This window comes from Nocardia sp. CC213A (genome assembly GCF_030766805.1).
Lineage (GTDB): Bacteria > Actinomycetota > Actinomycetes > Mycobacteriales > Mycobacteriaceae > Nocardia > Nocardia otitidiscaviarum.
In genome coordinates, this window is sequence record NZ_JASFXA010000028.1 from 18,498 (window position 1) to 38,030 (window position 19,533).

Here is a 19,533-nt window from a genome sequence, read left to right on the forward strand (position 1 = left end):
GGGGGCGGGGCGGGAACCCGGCGTGAGACGCCGCCCGGCCGTGCGGGCCTCCCCTTGCCTCCCGGAGGTTCGCGGGGCCGGTTGGCGCGCGTCTCCGCTGGGTTCCCGACCTCTATTCGTGCTGTTGCCCACTTTGACCTGAAGGACACCCTGCGTGGCTGGGAGGAAGACCACCAGCCCGCCGGCCATCACGCGGGCTCAACGACAAGAGAAGGCGCTCAAGCTGCGGCTGGCCGGAGCCTCCTACCGTGCGATCGCCGAGAAGCTGGAGATCTCGAGTAGCCAAGCCCACCGCGACGTCACCGAGGCGCTGGCGGAGCTGAAACGCGAACCCGCGCAGGCGGTGCTGGATCTCGAACTGCATCGGCTCGACCAAATGCTGCTGGGCCTGTTCAAGGAAGCCGTGTCCGGCAACATCAAAGCGGTGCTGGCGGCGCTGCGGATCATGGACCGCCGCGCCCGCTACCTCGGCTTGGACAACGCTGCGCCGCCGGATACGTCGGTGGAGGCGCGGGCCGCGCTCGATGAGATGCATCAGGCGATCCTCGCCATGGCCGGGCAGGCCGCGGTGGACGGGGAGCCGTCGTGACCGCGGCCCGCCAAGGCATGTCACGCAAACAGCTGCTGTCCTATGCCCAAGCGGTCGGTCGCGTGAACATCTTCGAGGGCGCGATCCGGTCCGGGAAGAGCTTTTCGTGGACGTGGCTGCTGCTGCACAAGGTGGCGACGGCCGGGCCGATCGGCTCCATCGTCATCGTGGGCCGCAGCCGATTGTCGGTGTGGCGCAACGTGTTCGAGCCGTTGTTCCAGGTGCCGGTGTTCGCGATGTTCGCCAAGCACGTGCACTACAAGCAGGGCGCGCCGACCGCGAAGATCTTCGGCCGCGAAGTTCACGTCTTCGGCGCCGATGATGTGACGTCGGAGAACGCTATCCGCGGCATGACGGTGCAGTTGGCGTTCCTGGACGAGCTGACGGTGCTGCATGTCGAGTTCTTCAAGCAGATGCTCGGCCGTATGTCGGTGGAGGGTGCGCAGCTTTTCGCCACCACCAACCCCGACAACCCGCAGCATTGGCTGCGGACCGAGTACCTGAATCGGCTCGCCGAGTTGCCGGACTGGCGGGTGTTCCACTTCGTCCTGGACGACAACCCGAGCCTGTCGGAGGAGTACAAGGCGTCGGTCCGGCGCGAGTACTCCGGCCTGTGGTATCGGCGCTTCATCCTCGGCGAGTGGGTGGCGGCTGAGGGCGCGATCTTCGACATGTGGGACGAGAAGCGGCATGTGGTGGCGTGGGAGAAGATGCCGCCGATCACCGACTGGATCGGTGTCGGCATCGACTACGGCACCACCAACGCTACGGCGGTGATCGCGGCCGGGATCGGCGCGGACGGCCGCCTCTACCTCACCGACGAATGGCGGTTCGAAGCATCGGAAAAGTCGATGCGCGCCACCGATAGCCAGCTGTCGAAGGGCATCCGGGAATGGCTGGTGCAGCCGCATGCGCCGATCCCGGAGCAGGGCGCGCCGCCGTCGGCGGCGTTCGAGGATGTGCCGGTGATCGCGGACCCGGCGGCGGCGTCGCTGCGGGTGCAGTTGATCGCCGATGACCAGTTCACCTATCCGGCGAACAACGACGTGCTCTACGGCATCCGGCTCATGGCGTCGCTGCTGGGCGCGGACATGCTGCGGGTCTCCGACCGCTGTGCGGGGTTCATCACCGAGGTGACCGGATACAGCTGGGACCCGAAAGCCACCGCAGTGGGCAAGGACGCGCCGCTGAAGGTGCACGACCACAGCTTGGACGCGGCCCGGTACGCGCTGGTGACCACCGAACGGCGGTGGCGGTCGCTGATCAACTTCCCGTCGTCGTCGAAGGACACGGCGGCGTAACCGACAGACCCCCCGCATGCGGCGAACTGTCGGCAAATGAATTGTTTTGCACTGCACCGTTATTCACGACAAGAAAGAGCTGCTGTGAGCGCGACCGATCTGGACCGCCGATTCATCCACATTCCGCCGACGCCGGAGCGGGTGCGCCTGCACGAGCAGGTGCGCGCCGCGTGCCGTGATCTGGCCGGGGTGTTCGACCAGGCGGTGCCGGAGGGACGGGAGAAGGCGTTGGCGCTCACGCATCTGGAAACCGCCATGTTCTGGGCCAACGCCGCGCTGGCACGGCATTCGGCTCCCACGCCGTAGGAGCGCGACACTGCGCCCTGCCGGAAGGGTGGGAAGGGGGTGAATCTCATGGTCCTGACCGTCCTCGAACTGCTGCTGCGTGTAGCGATCGAACTGCTGCCCGTCATCGGCCCGAAGCTCGGCTCCTCGTAGCCGTCGCCGAGTCCCCCAGCCGCGCGGCGCTGGGTCACCACAGCCGCGTGACAACTGAATACCCGCCCGCCCCGCATACCCCCGGTTACGGGGGTGCGGGGACGGGCGGCCCTAAGATCGAACACACGTTCGAAGTAGGAGGCAACTGTATGGCGCGTCGATTTTGGTTCCGTCTCGGCTCCTGGCTCGTGCGAGCGGGGCTCTGGATGACCGGCTACCAGCAGGGCGGGGTCAAGCCCGGCTCAACCCACCCCGCCGGCTGGGTGCCGGATGTGCCCACCGTCCCCGTCCACGACGGGCTGCGCCGGTGACGCCCGCGCCTCGCACCGTCGACGGTGCCGCCTTGGACGCCGCCCTCACCGAAACCCTCGCCACTACCCCGCAGCAGGACCGGCCTGAATCGCCGGTCTCGCTCGGTGTGCTGACCGCGACGGTCGAAGTCGTCTACCCCACTCCCCCACCCCCCTCATGACCTGATCAGGAGTCCCGCTGTGCCGTTGCCTGGAGATACCGGCGCGTGGCCGCCGCCGCCCTTCGATATCGCCGCGACGGATATGCGGGTGTGGGACGCCTGGTATACGGGCAATGTCGCGGAGCTGTCGAACATTTACGTCGCCAACTCGGCGACGCGTCCGGCGGTCGGTCCGGGCGGGATCGTCGGCAAGTTGCAGCGGTTCTTCTGGGGGCGGCAGGAAACGCAGTCGAATGCGAAGCTGCATCTTCCCGCGCCCGCGGACCTCGCCCGCGCCAGCGCTGATCTGCTGTTCGCGCAGCCGCCGACGTGGCGTATCTCCACCGAGGACACGGTCAGTGGCCGGCCGAAGGCGCAGAAGCGCCTCGATGCGATCTTCTCCGAGGACGAGCCGGTCGCGACGCTGCTCGAGGCCGCCGAACTCTGCTCAGCGTTGGGCGGCACCTATTTGCGGGTGTGGTGGGACAAATCGGTGTCCGATCACGTCATGCTCGGCGCGGTCAGCGCTGATGGCGCGCTGCCGGAATGGCGGTACAACCGGTTGGCGGCGGTCACGTTCTGGACGACGGTGTCTGGCGGTGACGGGCGGCGCGTGCTGCGGCATCTGGAGCGGCATGAGCCGGGCGTGATCTATCACGGCCTCTACGAAGGCGACGAGCGACGGCTGGGCCACCGTATCGACTTGCGGGAGTCGCCGGACACCGCGTGGGCTGCTGGTGTCGTCAACGATCAGGGCGCGATGCCGACCGGTGTGCGCGGGCTGACCGCTGATTTCGTGCCGAATGTGCGCCCGAATCGAGGGCGGCGCACCATCCCCGGCCTCACCCAACTCGGCAGAAGCGATTTCGATCAGCTGGAAGGCTGGTTCGACGCCCTGGACGAAACCTACGCGTCGTGGATGCGCGACATCCGGGTAGCCAAGTCCCGGCTGTTCGTGGATGAGAACCTGCTCAAGACCGGCAAGCCCGGCCGCGGCGGGACGTGGGACGCCGAGACCGAGGTGTACACCGCCCTCAAGGGCATGGGTTCGGCGCTCGACGGCGGAAACATGGTGCAGGCCAACCAATTCGCGATCCGATGGGCTGAGCATTCGCAGACGGCGGCCGAACTGCTGAATGTGGTGCTGCGGGCGGCCGGACTGTCAGCGAGCCAGTTCAGCGATTCGTCGCTGACAGCGGGCGTGATCACCGCGACCGAAGTCAACGCACGCGAGAACCTGTCCGAGCGCACCCGGAAGAAGAAGATCACCTACTGGCGTGCCGCGCTGACCCGGCTCGGCTTCACCGCCATGCAGATCGACGCGGCGGTGTTCGGCACCGGCTACATGCTCGATGAGCCGCCGGAGGTCAAGTTCCCCACCCGCTCGCAGACCTCGCCCGGGGAGATGGCGACCAGTCTGAGCGCGCTGGCGACCGCGCACGCGATGTCGATCCGGCAGATGGTCGTCGAACAGCATCCGGACTGGGACACCCCCGAGGTGGAAGCCGAGGTCGACCGAATCTTCGACGACGCGAAACAGCTCGGGTTGATCAGTGTGCCGTCGCCGGACGAGTTCGGTGTCGGCGGCGACGGCGACCCCGACAACCCCGACGAGCCGATTGACCCTGACGAGTCCACCGATAGCGAGGAGCGGGCCACGCGCGCCGCCTGACCGAGCAGGGTGGGGGTGGACCGTGGCGGTGGACCCCCGGCTGGTGGCCGGTCTGGCCGAACGGGTGGGCGCGATGTACGCGCACGCGGAAGCCCAACTAGTCGCGCTGGTGGCCCGCTACGCCCGCGACGGCCTCGACACCCCTGCTTGGGTCGCTCGCCAGCAGACGCAGCTGCTCGCCCTGCGGGGCGCGGTCGCGCACACGCTGGCGGGCGTGACGCCGAGGTCGACGGCGGCGGTACGGGAGGCGGTGAGCGCGGCCGCGCGCATCGGTGACCGTGCCGCACAAGCTGATCTGGGGCGGCGACTGCATGACCGGTCGGTGTCGGCCGCGAGCGCGATCGACCCGGCGGCCGTGCACGCCTTGGCCGAGGAGGCGGTCGGGCTGGTGGTCGGGACTCATCCGCGCATCCTGCGCGCCACCGAGGACGCCTACCGGCGGGTGGTCGCTCAGGTCGCCGCGTCCACGGTGACCGGCGTCGTCTCCCAGCGCCAAGCAGTGCAGCAGGCGGTGAATGCCTTCGCCCGCGAGGGCGTCACCGCGTTCGTCGACAGCCGGGGCCGCCGCTGGCATATGGACACCTACGCCGAAATGGCCGTCCGCACAGCCACATTCCGGGCATTGAACGCCGGACACAGCGCCCGGCTGATCGCGGCCGGGCACGACCTGGTCGTCATCTCCCACCATCCCCGGCCCGCGCCGGTATGCCGCCCCTTCGAAGGCAAACTCGTCTCCCTGACCGGCCGGACCCCGAATGGTCCGGTGACCGCGCCCGCCGTATTCGGCGGACATCCGGTAACCGGGCACGTGGTGGCATCCATGGCTGAGGCCGAAGCGCGAGGACTCCACCACCCGAACTGCCGCCACCGGCACTCACTATGGCGTCCAGGCGTCGACATGCCTGCGCCCGCACCGTATGACGAGCAGCAGTACCGCGACGAGCAACGACTCCGCGGTCTCGAGCGGGCGGCTCGCGCGGCGCGACGGCAAGCGGCGGCCGCCGTCACCCCAGCCGCCACGCGGCAGGCCGCAGCCCGCATCGCTGCTGTGGACGACGAGATCGCCCGCCATGTCGCCGCGACTGGTGTGCCGCGCCGCGCCTACCGCGAGCAACTCCGCGAGCCCGAGCCCGTCATCCCCGACGAGGCGACGACGCCCGACGAACCGACCCCGGCGGGGCCGGACGCCGACGACGACGCGCGGGAGGAGTTGGCCGAGCTCACCGCGTGGCGGGAGCGGGCGCTGCGCGAAGCCGACGCCGCGACCAGCGACACCGAGCGTGCTGACGCGCTCGCAGCGGCCGAACGACTCGGGCGGCTGATCGACGCCCATCTGGCCGAGCATCCGCAGTTGTCCCCGGTGACCGCCGCGCCGTCACGGCCGCCGCTGACGTACCCGGATCTGTCGGACGTGCCGACGCTGGCGGACTTGTTCGACGTCGACTACGAGGACGCGAACGACGCCGACTTGCGTGCGGCGCTGCGCGGCCTGGAGGGCCAGTACGGGCCGTTCCGGGTCGAGATCCGAGACGCGCGATACGAATTCGGCAGCTCGACGATCCTCACCCCGTCGGGGTTGCCGCGGCGTGGCCCGATGCGGGTCATCGAAATCATGTACGAGGGCTCGGTACTCGACGGCGACAGATACGTCGGCTACTTCCAGCGCTACGTGCATCGCGACCACGACCACGCGCTGGTGGTTCATCACGAGCGGTTGGAGCTGCATGAGTCAGCGCGCGGGCAGGGGTTCTCGACTGCGTTCGGTACGGCCATGGAGGGCTACTACAGGCGTTCGGGTGTGGACCGGATCGAGTTGTTCGCCGCGCTCGAGGACGGCGGGTACGCGTGGGCGCGCGCGGGGTACGACTGGGACCCCGAACCGAGCAGGCTGGCGGAGGCCATCGCTCACATCCGGCAACGTATCCACGGCGTCGCTGAGGACGCCAGCGCTGCCGACCGGCAGCTGTTGGCCGATATCCTGGAACAGTTCGACGGTCCGAGCAACCTGTACCCGTCACCGCGGGAGGTGGTGGAGCTCGCTGGTGAGGACCCCCGGTTGGGCGAGAAGATCATGAGGGGATCGAGATGGGACGCCGTGAAACGCCTGCGGTGAGCGCCGCGCAGCGCGAGTTCCTGTATGCCCGAAGCCGTGCAATGACCGAGCATTTCGACACCTTCACCGCCGCCCGCGGCTTGGACCGCGACAACTATGACGACTGGCCCGCTCGTGACCGCGAAATCTTCGAGGCCCAGTCGGCGGTGCTGTGTTTGGAGTGGCGGCGCAAAGCCGCCGAACTCAGTGAATAGAGCGTGACCAGCCCCTCCTTTCCGGTGGGGCGGTCGTTGATCTCAGCCTCTTCCCTGACGGGAAGGGGCTGAGTCGTTTCCGCCCCCCTGCGGGGCTGACCCTTTGTGCGGCGGCGTGTTCCCCAGGTGGGGCAGTGCCGCCGTGTCCCCGTCGCTGGGCGCGCGGGCCTGGTGCCTACGTGCCCCCGCACTCGTCCGTTATCGCCTGAGCCCCGTCCTCGCCCTGGTGGCGAGTGGCGGGGCTTCTTCATGCCGCCAGGAGCGGCAGAAGGAGAACACCCCGTCATGACCGCCCCGACACCCGACGCGCCCGCGACCACCACGGCCCCGGACGCCCCAGCAGGTGCACCCGAGACCCCGGCAGCCCCGACCCCGCCAGCAGCTCCGGCCGCCGCACCGGCCGCGCCGGAGACTGCGGCGTCCAGTGAGTCCGGTGAGCAGATGTTCCCGGCCTCCTACGTCAAGGACCTGCGGGAGGAGAACGCCCGGCATCGCACCGAACTCAAAGCCCAGGTGGCACAGAGCGAGGCGAACGCCAAGAAGGCCGCTGAGGAAGCGATGGCGAAGGTGCGTGAGGAGATCACGCAGTCCTTCGCGAAGGCGCTGAATCTGGTGCCCGAAGAGGTACCGGAATCCCCCGAACAGCTACTCGACGCCGCGACCGCGCAGGCGCGGGAAGCGCAGACGCTGGCGCAAGCCAACGCTGCCGCCGCCCGGGCGGCGCGCGTCGAGTTGGACGCCTACCGGGTGGCCGACAAGGCGGGCGCGGACCCCGACGCGGTCCTCGATTCCCGCACCTTCCTCGAGGCGATCGACGGCCTGGACCCCGCTGACGGCGAATACGCCGCCAAGCTGGCCGCCGCCGTCACCAAGGCCGTGGACGCCAATCCGCGGCTGAAGCGGCCCGCCCCGGCCCCGGCGGCCCCTGACCGCAGTGGCGGGGACCTGTCGGCCGGACCGGCCACCAACGCGCCGATCGGCGATCACGTCTCGGTCGACGAACGGCGGAAGTTGCGGGCCGAACGGCACGCGCGGCGACGCTGACCGCGCCTGCCGCCCGCCTCTCTCACACCAATTAAATACCAACTGAATAGGAGCGCCTTTCGATGGCGAATACCCTGCTCACCCCCACGGCGATCGCACGGCAGGCGCTGGCGACTCTCTACGAGTCGATGGTCATGCAGCCGTTGGTGTACACCGACCTGTCCACGGAGTTCACCACACAGAAGATCGGCGATGTCGTCAACGTCCGCAAGCCGGCCGTGTTCGAGGCGACGGACTTCGATCGCGCGACCGGTATCCAGGTCCAGGACGTCACCGAGGGCTCGCTCCAGGTGCACCTGAACAAGATCGCCGACGTCAGCTTCAAGGTCACCTCCGAGGAGCTGACCCTTGAGATCCTCGACTTCGATGAGCAGCTGCTCACCCCGGCGATGATGGCGATCGCGCAGAAGATCGACAAGGCCATCCTCGCGCTGCGCTCGGACGTCACCCAGATCGCGGGCCTTCCCGCCCCAGCTGGCCCGGCCGGTTTCGAATGGGACAAGCCCGAAGCGCTCATCGAGGCCGGTCGCCTGCTCGACCTGAAGAACGTCCCCGAAGTCGGCCGCCAGGCCGTGGTGGGTCCGACCACGAAGGCGCGCTGGCTCAACAGCGATCTGATCAAGAACGCTGACCGGTCCGGCTCGACCGACGGTCTGCGGCGCGCGAGCGTGGGCGCGAACCTGTTCGGCCACGACGTGTACCAGACCCAGAACGTCGGCCAGCCGCCCACCAGCCCGGCCCCGGGTGATCCGACCACCGAGATCGGTGTCGCTTTCCACCCGTCGGCGTTCGCGTTCGTGTCCGCGCCGCTGGAGATTCCGCCGGGCGCGACCGCGGCCGTGGAGTCCTACCGAGGTCTGTCGGTGCGTGTGGCCTACGACTACGACCACCCGCGCAAGCAGACCATCGTCTCGATCGACACCCTCTACGGCTGCAAGACCCTCGATCCGAACCGCGCGGTTCTGATCAAGGGCGCGGACCAGGCGTGATCATGGCGACCTTCCGTGAAGTGAACACCGGGCAGGTCGTCACCACCCGTACCCCGGAACGGATCGCGTTCTTCCGGGGCCTGGCGCGGTGGGAGGAAGGCGATTTCAAGGCTCCCGCACCACAGGCGGCCACTCCCACCCCGGCCGACGCTGAGCACGAGGGCAAGGCCACCCCCGTGGTGACCGAGCAGGACAGCGAAGCCGATCCCGATCCCGCTCCCGAGCCGGAGCCGGAGCGCGGACGGGGCAGGAAGACCCGCGAGTGAGAAGCACCGACCCGCCGGCCGCTCTCCGCGCAGCAATAGCGGAGCGGTCGGCGGGTCTGTGCGAACGCTGCGGCGCCGCGCGGGCGGTGCTGATCCATCATCGGCGACCGCGCGGCATGGGCGGCTCACGTCGTAGCGACACCAATACGTTTCCGAACCTCCTGCACATCTGCAGCCCATGCCATGACCGGATCGAGTCGCGTCGCGACGATGCGGAACGGCACGGCTGGCTGGTGCCGCAGGGGGACGACCCGGAAACCCATCCCGTCCGCTATCGCGGACAACCCGTCTGGTTGCGCGGTGACGGCGGGGTGGACTTTCTCGATACCGACGAACAGGAGTTCATCGCGTGACCAACGTGACCGCTATCCGCGCCATCGGCCGTGAGCACTGGAGCAGCATCACCGTCCCCTACGGCGCGAAGCTGGTGTGGGCGACCATGCCGATCCCGCCCGACCAGGTCGGCGGCGGCACCCTCTACACCTGGTGGGAGGTGCCTGATCTGCCGTCCCCGATCACGCAGACCGCGCTGATCCGCGTCGTGGAGCGGCCGTTCCCCTACGACAACACCCCGGAGTCCGCCGACGCGGGTCTCGCGGGCGCTTCCGCGTTCGTCGACGACCGGATGCTGCTGTGGACCTACACCGGCTCCATCACCGGCACCTACCCGCCCAACGACGCACCTTCTGTCTGACTGCGGCCCCTCCCTCCCCTCGTTTCACAGCCACCGAAAGGTATTGCCACCCATGGCTACTCGCTCGTACAAGACGATCTTCTCCCCGCTGTGGGGTAAGCCGCTCGACGTCCCCGGCTTCGTGTCCGTGGAGGACATGCGGCAGGTCGGCGACTGGGGTCTGGTGGAGATGCGGATCCGCTACAACGACGCCCAGCTGCACACCGTGACCCGGCTTCAGTTCACCTCCAGCGTGGAGGTTGTCGGTGTCGATGATCCTGACGCTGTCGAGGTCGGGTTGATCACCATGACCGGCGGTATGGACCGCTACATCAGCTACCGGGCGACCGAACTGCCGGAGCCGCCGCACTCGACACCGAAGACGCTGGTAGTGCGCGGGGCGCTGTCCAATGAACTTGACTTTTACGTCAAGGGCCTCGTGTCGGTGGACGAGGTCCGGGTCGTGGACGACTGGTGGGGTGTGGAGGTCTTCGTGACCTATCATCCGCTGCCGGAATCGCCTGTGGAGCATGTTCGCGTCCACGCAGGCGATATCGAGCCGGTGACGGCGGTCGGCGGAACCTCCTTGGGGACCATCCATTCCGATCAGCACGGATGGCGGCACGTCTACTACACCCACACCCCGGTCCCGGACGTCGAGTGATCCCCCGGCCGGTCAGCGTGAAAGGTCTGGTGACGCCATGCGTTTGACTACTCACCGGATGCTGTACGCCGCCTACGGCAGCGGGATGTGGGGCACCACGCTGCACATCCCGGGATTCGAGCGGTTCGAAGGCATCACCGACGTGCTTACCGACTGGGGTGTGCTGGAGCTGAAGGTGGTCGTGGACGCTGACCGCGCCCACGAGGTCGCGCCGGTGAACGTCGCGACCACCCCGAGCCCGCCGATCCCGTCACCGCCGAACGATCCCCAGCCGGCCACCGTGATCGGCACGTTCCCCTACGTCACCGGCGGTATCCACTACCTGCGCCACTACCCGATCACGTGGGAGACCAGCCCGCACCCCGAGACGCTGGTCGTGCGTACCGAACTCGGGGATCACGCGGAACTGTTCGTGTCCGGCTTCGTCGGGATCGACAAGATGGTGCAGCTGACCGACGACGGCTGGGCCACCGTGGAGCTCTACATCCGCCACGCCCCCAGCACGAGCGCGCCCGTGCATCGGCTGATCGTGCGTGCGGCGGATGCGAACCCGGCGGCGGACCCGATCGGCCCGGAACTGGGCATCATCAACACCCCGCACGGGTGGCGGCACGTCTACTACTCGACCGAGGCCGTCACAGCGCCCGCTGAGTAGCCGTGCGGGACAACTGAATACAGAGAAAGGGGGCCTCGGGTGCTCATCTACGCAGTTCCCGGCGATCTGGTGCCGGTATGGCTGCCCGAGGTCCCCGCCACCGCGGACCGGCTGCTGCGGCACGCCAGTCTGCTCGTGCGCCGGGCGACACGGCTGGCGATCTATGACGCCGACACTGCCGGGATGCCGACCGATGCGGCGGTGCGTGCCGCGTTCCGGGATGCGGTGTGCGCGCAGGCGACGGCGTGGTCGCTGGCGGGTATCGACCCGGCCGCCGGGTCGGCGGGCCTGCCGAAACTCGTGGCAGCGCAGTCCACCCCGGAGGGCGGCTCAGTCACCTACGCCGTCGCGGCGGCCGCGGACCGCCAAACCCGCGACCTGGAGATGTTGGGTGAGGAAGCAGAGTTGATCCTCGCCGCTGAGGGACTGGTCGTGGCCGCGCCGAGGCTGCTGTGACCGCGCCCGGCGACTTCGGGCACGGCGTGATGCTGCCGGTGCTGCGCGGCAGCACCCCCGACCCCCACGGCGACACCGCCTACACCGAATCCCATCAAGTCGGGCCCGCCAGCATCCGCGTCACCAGCACCGCGAACAGCGGGACCGGTGACGCGCGCGCGGCCTGGCGGGCGTCCGTCCGCATCCCGGCTGGTCAGGACATTCGTCATCGTGACCGGGTGCGGTTGCCGGACAGCACGGTCGCGATCGTGACGACCCGGCCCGACACCCCCCGCAACGCTTACACCGGGTGGGCTCCCCACACCGTTTTCACTCTGGAGACCTGATGCGATACACACCGCCCGCGCAGGGCTTCGATCGTGTGCTGCGCGAGTCGCGGCCGTTGCGGGAACTGCTGTACCGCAAGGCCGCCGCCGGTGCCGCGTTCTGGCGCGCCAACAGCCGGGTCCGGACCGGATTCAACGCCTCCGCGGTGCGGGTGGTCACCGGGGAACGCAACGGCAAACGCGTAGCCGTCATCTACGCGTGGGGCCATTACGCCCGCTTCCGGGAGCACGGCACCCGCTACAACGCCGCCGAACGGGTACTGCGCCGGTCGGTGCCGTCGATCAAGGCACAGTCGTGACCGCGCCCGCACCGTACCCGGCGCCGGGCGAGTTCCCCGACTTCGAGCAGGTGCTCGTGGATTTGCTGTCGCCGCTGGCGTTCACCTGCTCGGTGCTGCCCGCGACCGAGGACGAGTTCAACGCGGCGTTGCCGCTGATTTGGGCGCGTCGCACCGGCGGCGGTATCGACCCCGACCAGGTGACCGACGCCGCGATCGTCGCGGTCGACGTGTTCGCGCATCAGCGGTCGGAGTCGGTTGCGTTGGCGCGCCGGGTCACCACGGCGGTGATGGGGTGCGCGGGCCGCTCTGTGGGCGGGGTGCTCATCGACTTCGTGCGCCAGCAGCAGGGCGGGCAGACCGGCACCCAACGCGACGACCCCGACCCCATGAATCGGGTGGTGGAGTTGGAATTCCAGCTCGACGCCCGCCGCCAGTACCCGTAACCCGTTCTTGCACAACCGAATAAGGAGCCTCGACCTGTGGCCTCTCTGTCGACATTGAAGCGCGCCCGCGACCAACTGCTGCTCAAGCCGCTCGACGCCGTGGTGTTCCTCGCACCCTGGTATACGCCGATCCCCGACAGCTTCACCGACACCAGCGGCGTACTACAGCCGCTGCCTTCGGCGTACACCTCCGTCGGGTTGATCGCCAAGTCCGACGGGATCGCGTTCGCCCGCAATATCCAGACCGGGACCATGGAGTCCTACGGCGAACTCGAGCCGACCCGCCTGGACGTCACCAGCGATTCGACGACCCTGGCGTTCACCCCGCAGGAAGCCAACAAGCTGAATCTGCAGCTGACCAGCAACGCGGACCTGTCGGCGGTGATGGCGGATCCGCAGTCCGGTGAGGTGTTCTTCGCGCAGCCGTCCTCCGCGCAGATCCGCTACTACTCGGCGGTCGTGATCGGCCGTGACGGCAGCGAGGACGACCCGATCTACATCTTCAAGGTGATGCCGAAGGTCGCCGTCTCCCAAACCGACGGCGAGACGTGGAACAACGACGGCGGCGCGCACCAGAAGCTCACGCTGACCGCGTTCAAGGACTCCACCGCCGGGTACGCGGTCGCGCACGGCTTCGCGGGCAGCGGGTGGAAGAAGCGCGTCCACGCCGCCGGCTTCGACTTCGCCACCACCACCATCACCGTCGCGCCCACCACCCTCGACCTGTCGGCGGCCTCGCCGACGAGCGCGCCGCTGGTGGTCACCGACCAGGACAACAACGTCATCCCCGCCGACCGTGTGCAGTTCACCAGTTCGGCGACCGCTGTCGCGACCGTGTCCGCGACCGGCGTCGTGTCGTTCGTGTCCGCTGGCAGCGCGACCGTCACCGCCACCCACCAGGGCAAGACCGCGCAGTGCACGGTGACCTGCACCTAGACCGGGCCGCCTCCTGATCGTGTGCGGGCGCGGTGCTTCCGTCGCCGCGCCCGCACACCCTCCCTTCGTTTTGTTCGCGCCCCGATCTCGCCCGAGAAGGAAGGCCATCCCCCATGTCCGACACCAGTTTCGAGCCTGTCGAACTCGTCAACAGCGACGGTCAGCGTTTCGTCGCCGAGACCCCGACCGAGTTCGTCAACGCCGTCTACGGCCGCGGCTTCCGGCGCGCACCCGCACCCGCTGCGCCTGCTGCGCCCGCTCGACCGGCCCCCGCGAGCCCGCCCGCCGCCGACGCGAAGGCGTCGGCGGCAGACCGGAAGGCCAAGCAGTGAGCAGCCAGAACCCGAACAACCCGCCGTCGCCGAACCCCGATTCGGGGATCACGGCGAAGCTGCGGGACAAGCCGGTGCCCAAGCCCGCGCACGTCGGCCCGCACCGCGCCACCCCGCCGAAGGCGTCCACGCCGCTGCGCACCTTCGGCCCCACCAACCAGTAACCCTGACCGGAGAGTCCTGAATCATGCCCCCGCGCAACAACACCCGCAAGAACGCCCCCGCCGCCCCGCCGGAGGGCCGCTTCTATGAACTGCAGCAGGAAGTCGCCGCGCGTCGCCGCGGCCCCTACCGGTTGACCGGTGACATCGTGATCGAGCCGTTGACGCTGGGGCAGGCCAAGCAGGTGCGCGACGCCAAGACCGAGGACGACAAGCTGCGCGCGGTCCTCGGCAGCCACTACGAGGCGGTAGAAGCGCTGTATGTCGATCAGCCGTTGGATGAGTGGATCGCCTTCCAGCGCGACCTGTTCACCTGGTTCTACGGCGACGGCGCGGTGGAGGTGCCGGGGGGATCGCAGGGCTCGTAGCGTTCTGGGACCGTTTCGGCCCGGACCTCGAGTACGACCTGCTCGAGATTCTGGGCCTCGACGTCCTCGACTGCTGGGGCGGTGGCCTGGATTGGCGGACGGTGTGGCGGCGCAAGGACAGGCTGCCGCCACACTCGCGCTACAAGGCTGCGCTGGCGATGGACCGCGAACTCGCCGAACGTGCCGCCGCCGATGAGCCCGCCGACGGCGACCGTTACGAGCCCGAACCGCCGACGCCGGTCGGCTACACCCTCACCAACTACCTGTTGCTCACCCTCATCGACTCCGTGCGTTCGGTCTCCGCGTCGGTGATCGCCGCCGCCGGGGTGAAGCCGCCGGAGATGCGGCCCATGCCGCGCCCACAGACCGCGCTCGACCGGGTGCGGGAAGAACAGCGGGTGGCGCGGCTGGCCGCCTTGATCGACATCTTCGCCCCCCACGAGCACGCCCGCTGAGACGGCCGGGGGTTTCACAACTGCATATGGAGGCCGGACACCGGTGGCCTGGAACTCATTCGACGGCGGCACCGCCACGCTGACTCTCGAACCGGCCCTGGCTGACCGGTTCGTGCAGAAGATCGAAGCCGATCTCACCACCGAGCTGAAGAAGCTGTCCCCGACGATCACCGTCGGCGTCGACGTGGACACGGCGACCGCGCAAGCGCAGCTCAACGCGCTCACCGCGCCGCCTATCACCGTCGGCGTGGACGTGGACACCTCCACCGTCCAAACCCAACTCGACGCCCTCACCGCACCACATCTCACGGTGGAGCTCGACGCGGACACCGCCGCACTCCAGCAGCGGCTCGACCGACTCCACGCCGGACCGGTCACCCTCGGCGTGGACCTGGACCTGCTGACCGCGCGCACACAGCTGAATGCGTTTGCCGCGCAGCGGATCACCCTCGGCGTGGACCTCGACCGGTCAGCATTCGACAACCTGCCGTTGGGCAACCGCACCGTCACCGTCAACATCGAACTCGACAACGACGACTTCTACACCGCCGACGCGGCGCTGGCGTGGCTGGCCCGCACCCGGACCGCGCTGATCGACGTCGCCGTCAACCAAGGCCAGGCTGCGGCGCTCGCGCAATACCTGGACTGGATCGCACGCAACCGCACCGCCCGTTTCGACGTCGAAGGCGCGAGCGGGTTGGGTGCGGTACGCCGCAACGCCGACAACGCCACCCGCTCCCTGCGGGCGATGTCGGTGGTCAAGTTCGGTGCGCTGGTCTCCGGTATCGGCGCGATCGCCGCCGCGTTGGGTGGCCTGGTCGGTCTGGCTGGTGGCGTCGGCGCGGCGCTGGTCGGTGTCGGCGGTGTCGCCGCGGTCGGCTCCTACGGGCTCGGTGACGCCTTCGCCGCCCAGAAAGCCGCCAGCGAGTCCGCCGCCGATGACGCGACCGCAGCAGCGGACGCGCAGGCGTCGGCGTTGGATGCGGTGGATGCGGCCAACCAGCGGGTGGCGTCGTCGCAGCAGCGGCTCAATCAGGCCTACCGCGACGCGGGCCGCGAGCTACGCGACCTCAAGACCGAGCTGACCGACGCGGAGCTGAATCAGGAAGACGCGGCGATCGCGGTCGCGCGGGCACGAGAGAACTTGGAGCGGGTCCGACGCGATCCGGAATCCTCCCGGCTCGACATCCAGGAAGCCGACCTGCGGGTCCGGCAGGCCGAGTCCCGCTACGACCAGTCCAAGACGAAGACCGCGGACTTGCGAGTCGATGTCGCCGAGGCCGACGCCAAGGGCATCGAGGGCTCCGACACCGTGCAGGACGCCCAGCAGGAGCTGGCGGACGCTCAAAAGGCATTGGCCGACGCCGAGAACGCGCTCGCCGAGGCGGGCACGTCGGCAGGCGCGGGCCAGGACGCCCTCAATCAGGCGCTGGAGAAGCTGGCACCGAATACGCGCGAGTTCTTCGAGGCTGTGGTGGCGTTGGGTCCGGCGTGGTCGGAGCTGCGCCGCGAGGTCTCCAACACCATGTTCGACGGTCTCGGGGAGTCGCTGACCACGCTGGCCGACAACCAGCTGCCCGCCTTGCAGGAGGGCATGGTCGGCATCGCGGGCGGGCTCAACACCGCGCTGAAGGACACCTTCTCGTCGCTGGACACGCTGTTCACCGACCTCACTGCCGACGGCACGTGGTCGGAGTTCGTGGACGGCATGAATTCGGCGCTGTCGGGCATGGCTCCCACCGTGTCGGCGCTGGTCGGCGCGTTCGCGGAGTTCGGTGCGGTGGTCGGGCCGACGTTGGGGCCGCTGTTCGAGAGCCTGGCCGAACTCATCAAGACCATCTCGCCCGCGCTGGCGCAGATGGGTGCGGTGTTCTCCGAATCGTTGACGCAGCTCATGCCGGTGCTGGGTGAGTTCATCACCGCGTTGGCGGTCAACCTCGCGCCGGTCATTCCGGTGATCGCGACGATCATCGGCGAGCTGGGCAAGGCGTTGACGCCGATCCTGCCGCAGATCTCGGAGCTGGCGCAGGTCTTCGGCAACGCACTCGCAGAAGCCATCCGAGGGTTGGCTCCCGCGCTGCCGCCGCTGATGAACGTCCTCGTCCGCCTGTTCAAGGCGATCGAGCCGATCATCCCGGTCGTCGCCGACCTGGTGGTCAAGCTCGTGGATGCTCTGGCTCCCGCGTTCACCACCATCATCGACGCGCTGGCACCGGTGATCGAGGATTTGGCTGAGCAGCTGTCGCCGATCATCGCCGAACTCGCGCCGGTCATCGGCGAGCTGGCGGCCATGGTCGCCGAATCGTTCGCTGAAGCGCTGAAGCAGCTTGCGCCGCATCTTCCGTCGCTGGCGCAGTCGTTCGGGCGGCTGCTGCAATCGCTGCTGCCGCTGCTGCCGCCGATCCTGCAACTGGCGCTGTCGGCGGTACCGCCGTTGGTGAAGATCCTCGAAGGGCTGATGCCGGTCATCACCGACATCATGGATCTGTTCACCGAGCTGATCGATCTGCTCACCCCGGTCCTGATCCCGGTCATCGAGAACATGGGCGAGGTCTTCGAGACCGTGTTCAACGCGATCGCAGACGTCGCGACCTACCTGTGGGACGAGACGCTACGACCAGCCATCAACGACCTGAAAGAAGCGTTCAAATCCCTGCAACCGGTCTTCGAGGAGGTTGGTAAGGCGATCTCGAAGGGGTGGGATCTCATTGTCTCCGGGATCGCCAAAGCGGCGAAGAGCATCGGTGAGATCCTTCAGAAGGTCCCCAGTTTGGTGCCGAACAGCGAGGACGCCAACGAACTCGGCGACAAGCTGGTCGCGTGGGCGGCGGCGAAGGGCGCGGCCACCGGCGGCCCGATCACCGGGCCGGGAACCGGAACCTCCGACGAGATACCGATTTGGGTATCCAATGGCGAGTACGTCATCAATGCTGCCAGTACCGAGAAGCATAGGGACCTCATCGAGGCAATCAATGAGGACCGGATTCCGCGCTTCGCTACCGGCGGCCCGGTCAACGCGCTCGATTTCGCCAAACGGCACGCCGGAATCCCGTACCTGTGGGGTGGCGCCAGTTTGAACGGTGTGGACTGCTCCGGCTGGGTCGCGATGCTGCAGCAGGTGTCGACAGGCGTACCGAATCCGACCGAGCGGTTCGGGTCGACGGATACGATGATCGCCGGGAAGTGGCCGCAGGTGATCCCTGGTGCTGACGCGGACGACTTGTTCGCGATCGGCACCAACCGTACCCACATGGCGGCGACGATCCTCGGCGTCAATGTGGAGTCCGCGTCCGGGGTGGGTGCGCGGGTCGGTGGGCCGGTGGGCGCGTTCGATCCGTCGTTCACCCACCAATTCCACGTCGATCCGACAGCGTTCCGTCCCCCGTTCAGCGTCGAGGATGAGGGGCCGTCGCAGCAGACGCAGCAGAACGACCTCGATGAACGCACCGATCAGACAGCGTTTGGTCCGGTCGAGGTTGACGAGGACACCGACACCGCTGGCGACGAGGCGGGCGGGTCGAAGGCGACGAGTCTGTCGGGGCTGGCCGGGGATGTGGCGTCGGCGTTCGTGTCCGGGCATGTCGCCGATGTCCTCGGCGTGCTCGGTATCCCGGACAGACTGCCGCCGGTCGTGCAGGCCGGGTTGACGTTCGCGGAACAGCTGAAGGAGCGTGACTCCCAGACCGATGATGCGGCGGCGGTGACGCCGGACGTACTGCGGAGTGTCGATGCGGCACCACCAGCGGTGGATTCGCCCGAGGTCGTGCAGGCCCCGGACACGGCAGGAGACGGTGGCGGGCCTGCCGCGCCGCGGGCGGGCAGCCTGCCGCAGACCGTTCTACCCGCCGGGCAAGGGTTGAAGCGGTGGCGGCCGTTGATCGCCGATGTGTTGGCGGCGTTGTCGCTGCCGTTGGATTGGTGGGCGGTCACCGAAGCGCAGATCGCGCATGAGTCCGGCGGCTCCCCGGCCGTGGTCGGGGAGAAGTCCGGGCAGGTTACTTTCGGGCTGCTGCAACTTCCGGAGAGCGTGTTCTCGGCAGCGTATTCGGTGTTCGGCCCGCACACCGGGTATCCGGCCGCCGTCGCTGATCCTCGGTCGAACATCGCGGCCGGGTTGGTGCATGTGACGACGGGTGGCCGCAGCCCTGAGGAGGTATGGGGGCGCGGCCCGATTACCAGCTACGCCGACGGCGGACGCGTGCGCGGTCCGGGCGGGCCGCGGTCGGATCTGGTTCCGGCGTGGCTGTCCGATGGCGAGTACGTGATGACGGCGGCTGCTGTCGACGCCAACGCCGGGCTGTTCGCGGCCCTGAATTCGGATCCGAACTATCTCGCTAACTCTGTTGCGGCGCAGCCGAATGCGGCTCCGGTGGCGGCGGTGGCGGCGGGGTCGCGGTCGAGTGTGGACAACTCGATGCAGTTGACGATCAACACCCCGGACGTGGATTCGGCGTTCCAGCGGGCCAAGCGGTGGGAAGCGCAACGCATGATCACACATTTGGGCCGGTGGACCAGTTGAGGCAGTAGCCAGGAAAGGAGTATCCGCATGTCGTATCACCGGGATCGGCTGGGCCGGTTCGCGACGCCGCGGCGCGTCGATAAGACGGTGCCGCGCCGGTTCGGGCTGCGCGTCGATCCCGCCAGCGTGCGGGAGCCGCGCGAACCGGCCGATCCGGTGGCCGGTTCGCCGCCGGGCAGGGAGCAGGCCAGGCCGCATTGACGCAGC

The 19,533-nt window shown here is 68.5% G+C and carries 26 protein-coding genes; all 26 read left to right on the forward strand.

Translation table 11 applies throughout. The features are described from left to right. Positions 1–154: 154 nt before the first annotated feature. The 26 genes from QJS31_RS34005 to QJS31_RS34130 all read left to right on the forward strand — a co-directional run bounded on the left by QJS31_RS34005 (position 155) and on the right by QJS31_RS34130 (position 19,527). Positions 155–589 carry a hypothetical protein gene (locus QJS31_RS34005; RefSeq protein WP_306358678.1) on the forward strand — a complete coding sequence of 145 codons (435 nt, stop codon included), beginning with the start codon at positions 155–157 and terminating at the stop codon, positions 587–589. Further along, positions 586–1,890 (forward strand): PBSX family phage terminase large subunit, encoded by a 1,305-nt coding sequence (locus QJS31_RS34010; protein ID WP_306358679.1) that lies wholly within the window; start codon positions 586–588, stop codon positions 1,888–1,890. Before QJS31_RS34005 ends, QJS31_RS34010 begins: the two co-directional genes overlap by 4 nt. A gap of 84 nt (positions 1,891–1,974) precedes the next feature. Continuing rightward, positions 1,975–2,196 (forward strand): hypothetical protein, encoded by a 222-nt coding sequence (locus QJS31_RS34015; protein ID WP_306358680.1) that lies wholly within the window; start codon positions 1,975–1,977, stop codon positions 2,194–2,196. 281 nt (positions 2,197–2,477) lie between these two features. Continuing rightward, positions 2,478–2,639 (forward strand): hypothetical protein, encoded by a 162-nt coding sequence (locus QJS31_RS34020; RefSeq protein ID WP_306358681.1) that lies wholly within the window; start codon positions 2,478–2,480, stop codon positions 2,637–2,639. Continuing rightward, positions 2,636–2,800, forward strand: a complete 165-nt coding sequence (locus QJS31_RS34025) for a hypothetical protein (RefSeq protein WP_306358682.1) — start codon at positions 2,636–2,638, stop codon at positions 2,798–2,800. The genes QJS31_RS34020 and QJS31_RS34025 overlap by 4 nt, the downstream gene beginning before the upstream one ends. A 19-nt stretch (positions 2,801–2,819) precedes the next feature. Further along, a complete protein-coding gene (locus QJS31_RS34030; RefSeq protein WP_306358683.1) occupies positions 2,820–4,451 on the forward strand; it encodes a hypothetical protein in 1,632 nt (543 codons plus the stop codon). A 22-nt stretch (positions 4,452–4,473) separates the two neighbouring features. Next, positions 4,474–6,564: a phage minor capsid protein gene (locus QJS31_RS34035; RefSeq protein WP_306358684.1), complete on the forward strand. Its 2,091-nt coding sequence runs from the start codon at positions 4,474–4,476 to the stop codon at positions 6,562–6,564. Continuing rightward, positions 6,537–6,758, forward strand: coding sequence for a hypothetical protein (locus QJS31_RS34040; RefSeq protein WP_306358685.1), 222 nt, complete (start codon positions 6,537–6,539; stop codon positions 6,756–6,758). Before QJS31_RS34035 ends, QJS31_RS34040 begins: the two co-directional genes overlap by 28 nt. Positions 6,759–7,043: 285 nt before the next feature. After that, positions 7,044–7,802, forward strand: coding sequence for a hypothetical protein (locus tag QJS31_RS34045; protein WP_306358686.1), 759 nt, complete (start codon positions 7,044–7,046; stop codon positions 7,800–7,802). 62 nt (positions 7,803–7,864) lie between these two features. Then, positions 7,865–8,791, forward strand: a complete 927-nt coding sequence (locus QJS31_RS34050) for a P22 phage major capsid protein family protein (protein ID WP_306358687.1) — start codon at positions 7,865–7,867, stop codon at positions 8,789–8,791. Positions 8,792–8,793: 2 nt separating this feature from the next. Next, positions 8,794–9,057 (forward strand): hypothetical protein, encoded by a 264-nt coding sequence (locus tag QJS31_RS34055; protein ID WP_306358688.1) that lies wholly within the window; start codon positions 8,794–8,796, stop codon positions 9,055–9,057. Continuing rightward, entirely contained in the window at positions 9,054–9,410 is a 357-nt protein-coding gene (locus QJS31_RS34060; RefSeq protein ID WP_306358689.1) for an HNH endonuclease, read from the forward strand. Before QJS31_RS34055 ends, QJS31_RS34060 begins: the two co-directional genes overlap by 4 nt. Beyond that, entirely contained in the window at positions 9,407–9,751 is a 345-nt protein-coding gene (locus QJS31_RS34065) for a hypothetical protein (protein WP_306358690.1), read from the forward strand. The genes QJS31_RS34060 and QJS31_RS34065 overlap by 4 nt, the downstream gene beginning before the upstream one ends. Positions 9,752–9,803: 52 nt before the next feature. Next, positions 9,804–10,394 (forward strand): hypothetical protein, encoded by a 591-nt coding sequence (locus QJS31_RS34070; RefSeq protein WP_306358691.1) that lies wholly within the window; start codon positions 9,804–9,806, stop codon positions 10,392–10,394. A gap of 37 nt (positions 10,395–10,431) precedes the next feature. Continuing rightward, complete coding sequence (locus QJS31_RS34075) at positions 10,432–11,049, forward strand: hypothetical protein (RefSeq protein ID WP_306358692.1); 618 nt, start codon at positions 10,432–10,434, stop codon at positions 11,047–11,049. A 39-nt stretch (positions 11,050–11,088) separates the two neighbouring features. Further along, complete coding sequence (locus QJS31_RS34080; RefSeq protein ID WP_306358693.1) at positions 11,089–11,505, forward strand: hypothetical protein; 417 nt, start codon at positions 11,089–11,091, stop codon at positions 11,503–11,505. Beyond that, complete coding sequence (locus tag QJS31_RS34085) at positions 11,502–11,831, forward strand: hypothetical protein (protein WP_306358694.1); 330 nt, start codon at positions 11,502–11,504, stop codon at positions 11,829–11,831. Before QJS31_RS34080 ends, QJS31_RS34085 begins: the two co-directional genes overlap by 4 nt. After that, a complete protein-coding gene (locus QJS31_RS34090) occupies positions 11,831–12,130 on the forward strand; it encodes a hypothetical protein (RefSeq protein WP_306358695.1) in 300 nt (99 codons plus the stop codon). Before QJS31_RS34085 ends, QJS31_RS34090 begins: the two co-directional genes overlap by 1 nt. Continuing rightward, a complete protein-coding gene (locus QJS31_RS34095; protein ID WP_306358696.1) occupies positions 12,127–12,555 on the forward strand; it encodes a hypothetical protein in 429 nt (142 codons plus the stop codon). The genes QJS31_RS34090 and QJS31_RS34095 overlap by 4 nt, the downstream gene beginning before the upstream one ends. 36 nt (positions 12,556–12,591) lie before the next feature. Continuing rightward, positions 12,592–13,491: an Ig-like domain-containing protein gene (locus QJS31_RS34100; protein WP_306358697.1), complete on the forward strand. Its 900-nt coding sequence runs from the start codon at positions 12,592–12,594 to the stop codon at positions 13,489–13,491. Positions 13,492–13,604: 113 nt separating this feature from the next. After that, on the forward strand, positions 13,605–13,823 hold the full coding sequence (locus tag QJS31_RS34105) for a hypothetical protein (RefSeq protein ID WP_306358698.1): 219 nt from the start codon (positions 13,605–13,607) through the stop codon (positions 13,821–13,823). Next, positions 13,820–13,987 (forward strand): hypothetical protein, encoded by a 168-nt coding sequence (locus QJS31_RS34110; protein ID WP_306358699.1) that lies wholly within the window; start codon positions 13,820–13,822, stop codon positions 13,985–13,987. Before QJS31_RS34105 ends, QJS31_RS34110 begins: the two co-directional genes overlap by 4 nt. 23 nt (positions 13,988–14,010) lie before the next feature. After that, positions 14,011–14,352: a hypothetical protein gene (locus QJS31_RS34115; RefSeq protein ID WP_306358700.1), complete on the forward strand. Its 342-nt coding sequence runs from the start codon at positions 14,011–14,013 to the stop codon at positions 14,350–14,352. A 158-nt stretch (positions 14,353–14,510) separates the two neighbouring features. After that, positions 14,511–14,807, forward strand: coding sequence for a hypothetical protein (locus QJS31_RS34120; protein WP_306358701.1), 297 nt, complete (start codon positions 14,511–14,513; stop codon positions 14,805–14,807). 43 nt (positions 14,808–14,850) lie between these two features. Continuing rightward, positions 14,851–19,326, forward strand: a complete 4,476-nt coding sequence (locus tag QJS31_RS34125; RefSeq protein ID WP_306358702.1) for a hypothetical protein — start codon at positions 14,851–14,853, stop codon at positions 19,324–19,326. A 27-nt stretch (positions 19,327–19,353) separates the two neighbouring features. Continuing rightward, the gene (locus tag QJS31_RS34130) at positions 19,354–19,527 is read left to right on the forward strand and encodes a hypothetical protein (protein WP_306358703.1); all 174 of its coding nucleotides are present in this window, start codon (positions 19,354–19,356) and stop codon (positions 19,525–19,527) included. The last annotated feature ends 6 nt before the right edge of the window (positions 19,528–19,533 follow it).

Excerpts from the sequence above, each read along its gene's own strand:
- QJS31_RS34105 (WP_306358698.1), top strand. The coding sequence starts at position 13,605 with ATGTCCGACACCAGTTTCGAGCCTGTCGAACTCGTCAACAGCGACGGT.
- QJS31_RS34130 (WP_306358703.1), top strand. The coding sequence starts at position 19,354 with ATGTCGTATCACCGGGATCGGCTGGGCCGGTTCGCGACGCCGCGGCGC.
- QJS31_RS34020 (WP_306358681.1), top strand. The coding sequence starts at position 2,478 with ATGGCGCGTCGATTTTGGTTCCGTCTCGGCTCCTGGCTCGTGCGAGCG.
- QJS31_RS34045 (WP_306358686.1), top strand. The coding sequence starts at position 7,044 with ATGACCGCCCCGACACCCGACGCGCCCGCGACCACCACGGCCCCGGAC.
- QJS31_RS34050 (WP_306358687.1), top strand. The coding sequence starts at position 7,865 with ATGGCGAATACCCTGCTCACCCCCACGGCGATCGCACGGCAGGCGCTG.
- QJS31_RS34120 (WP_306358701.1), top strand. The coding sequence starts at position 14,511 with ATGGACCGCGAACTCGCCGAACGTGCCGCCGCCGATGAGCCCGCCGAC.
- QJS31_RS34075 (WP_306358692.1), top strand. The coding sequence starts at position 10,432 with ATGCGTTTGACTACTCACCGGATGCTGTACGCCGCCTACGGCAGCGGG.
- QJS31_RS34090 (WP_306358695.1), top strand. The coding sequence starts at position 11,831 with ATGCGATACACACCGCCCGCGCAGGGCTTCGATCGTGTGCTGCGCGAG.
- QJS31_RS34115 (WP_306358700.1), top strand. The coding sequence starts at position 14,011 with ATGCCCCCGCGCAACAACACCCGCAAGAACGCCCCCGCCGCCCCGCCG.
- QJS31_RS34040 (WP_306358685.1), top strand. The coding sequence starts at position 6,537 with ATGGGACGCCGTGAAACGCCTGCGGTGAGCGCCGCGCAGCGCGAGTTC.
- QJS31_RS34055 (WP_306358688.1), top strand. The coding sequence starts at position 8,794 with ATGGCGACCTTCCGTGAAGTGAACACCGGGCAGGTCGTCACCACCCGT.
- QJS31_RS34070 (WP_306358691.1), top strand. The coding sequence starts at position 9,804 with ATGGCTACTCGCTCGTACAAGACGATCTTCTCCCCGCTGTGGGGTAAG.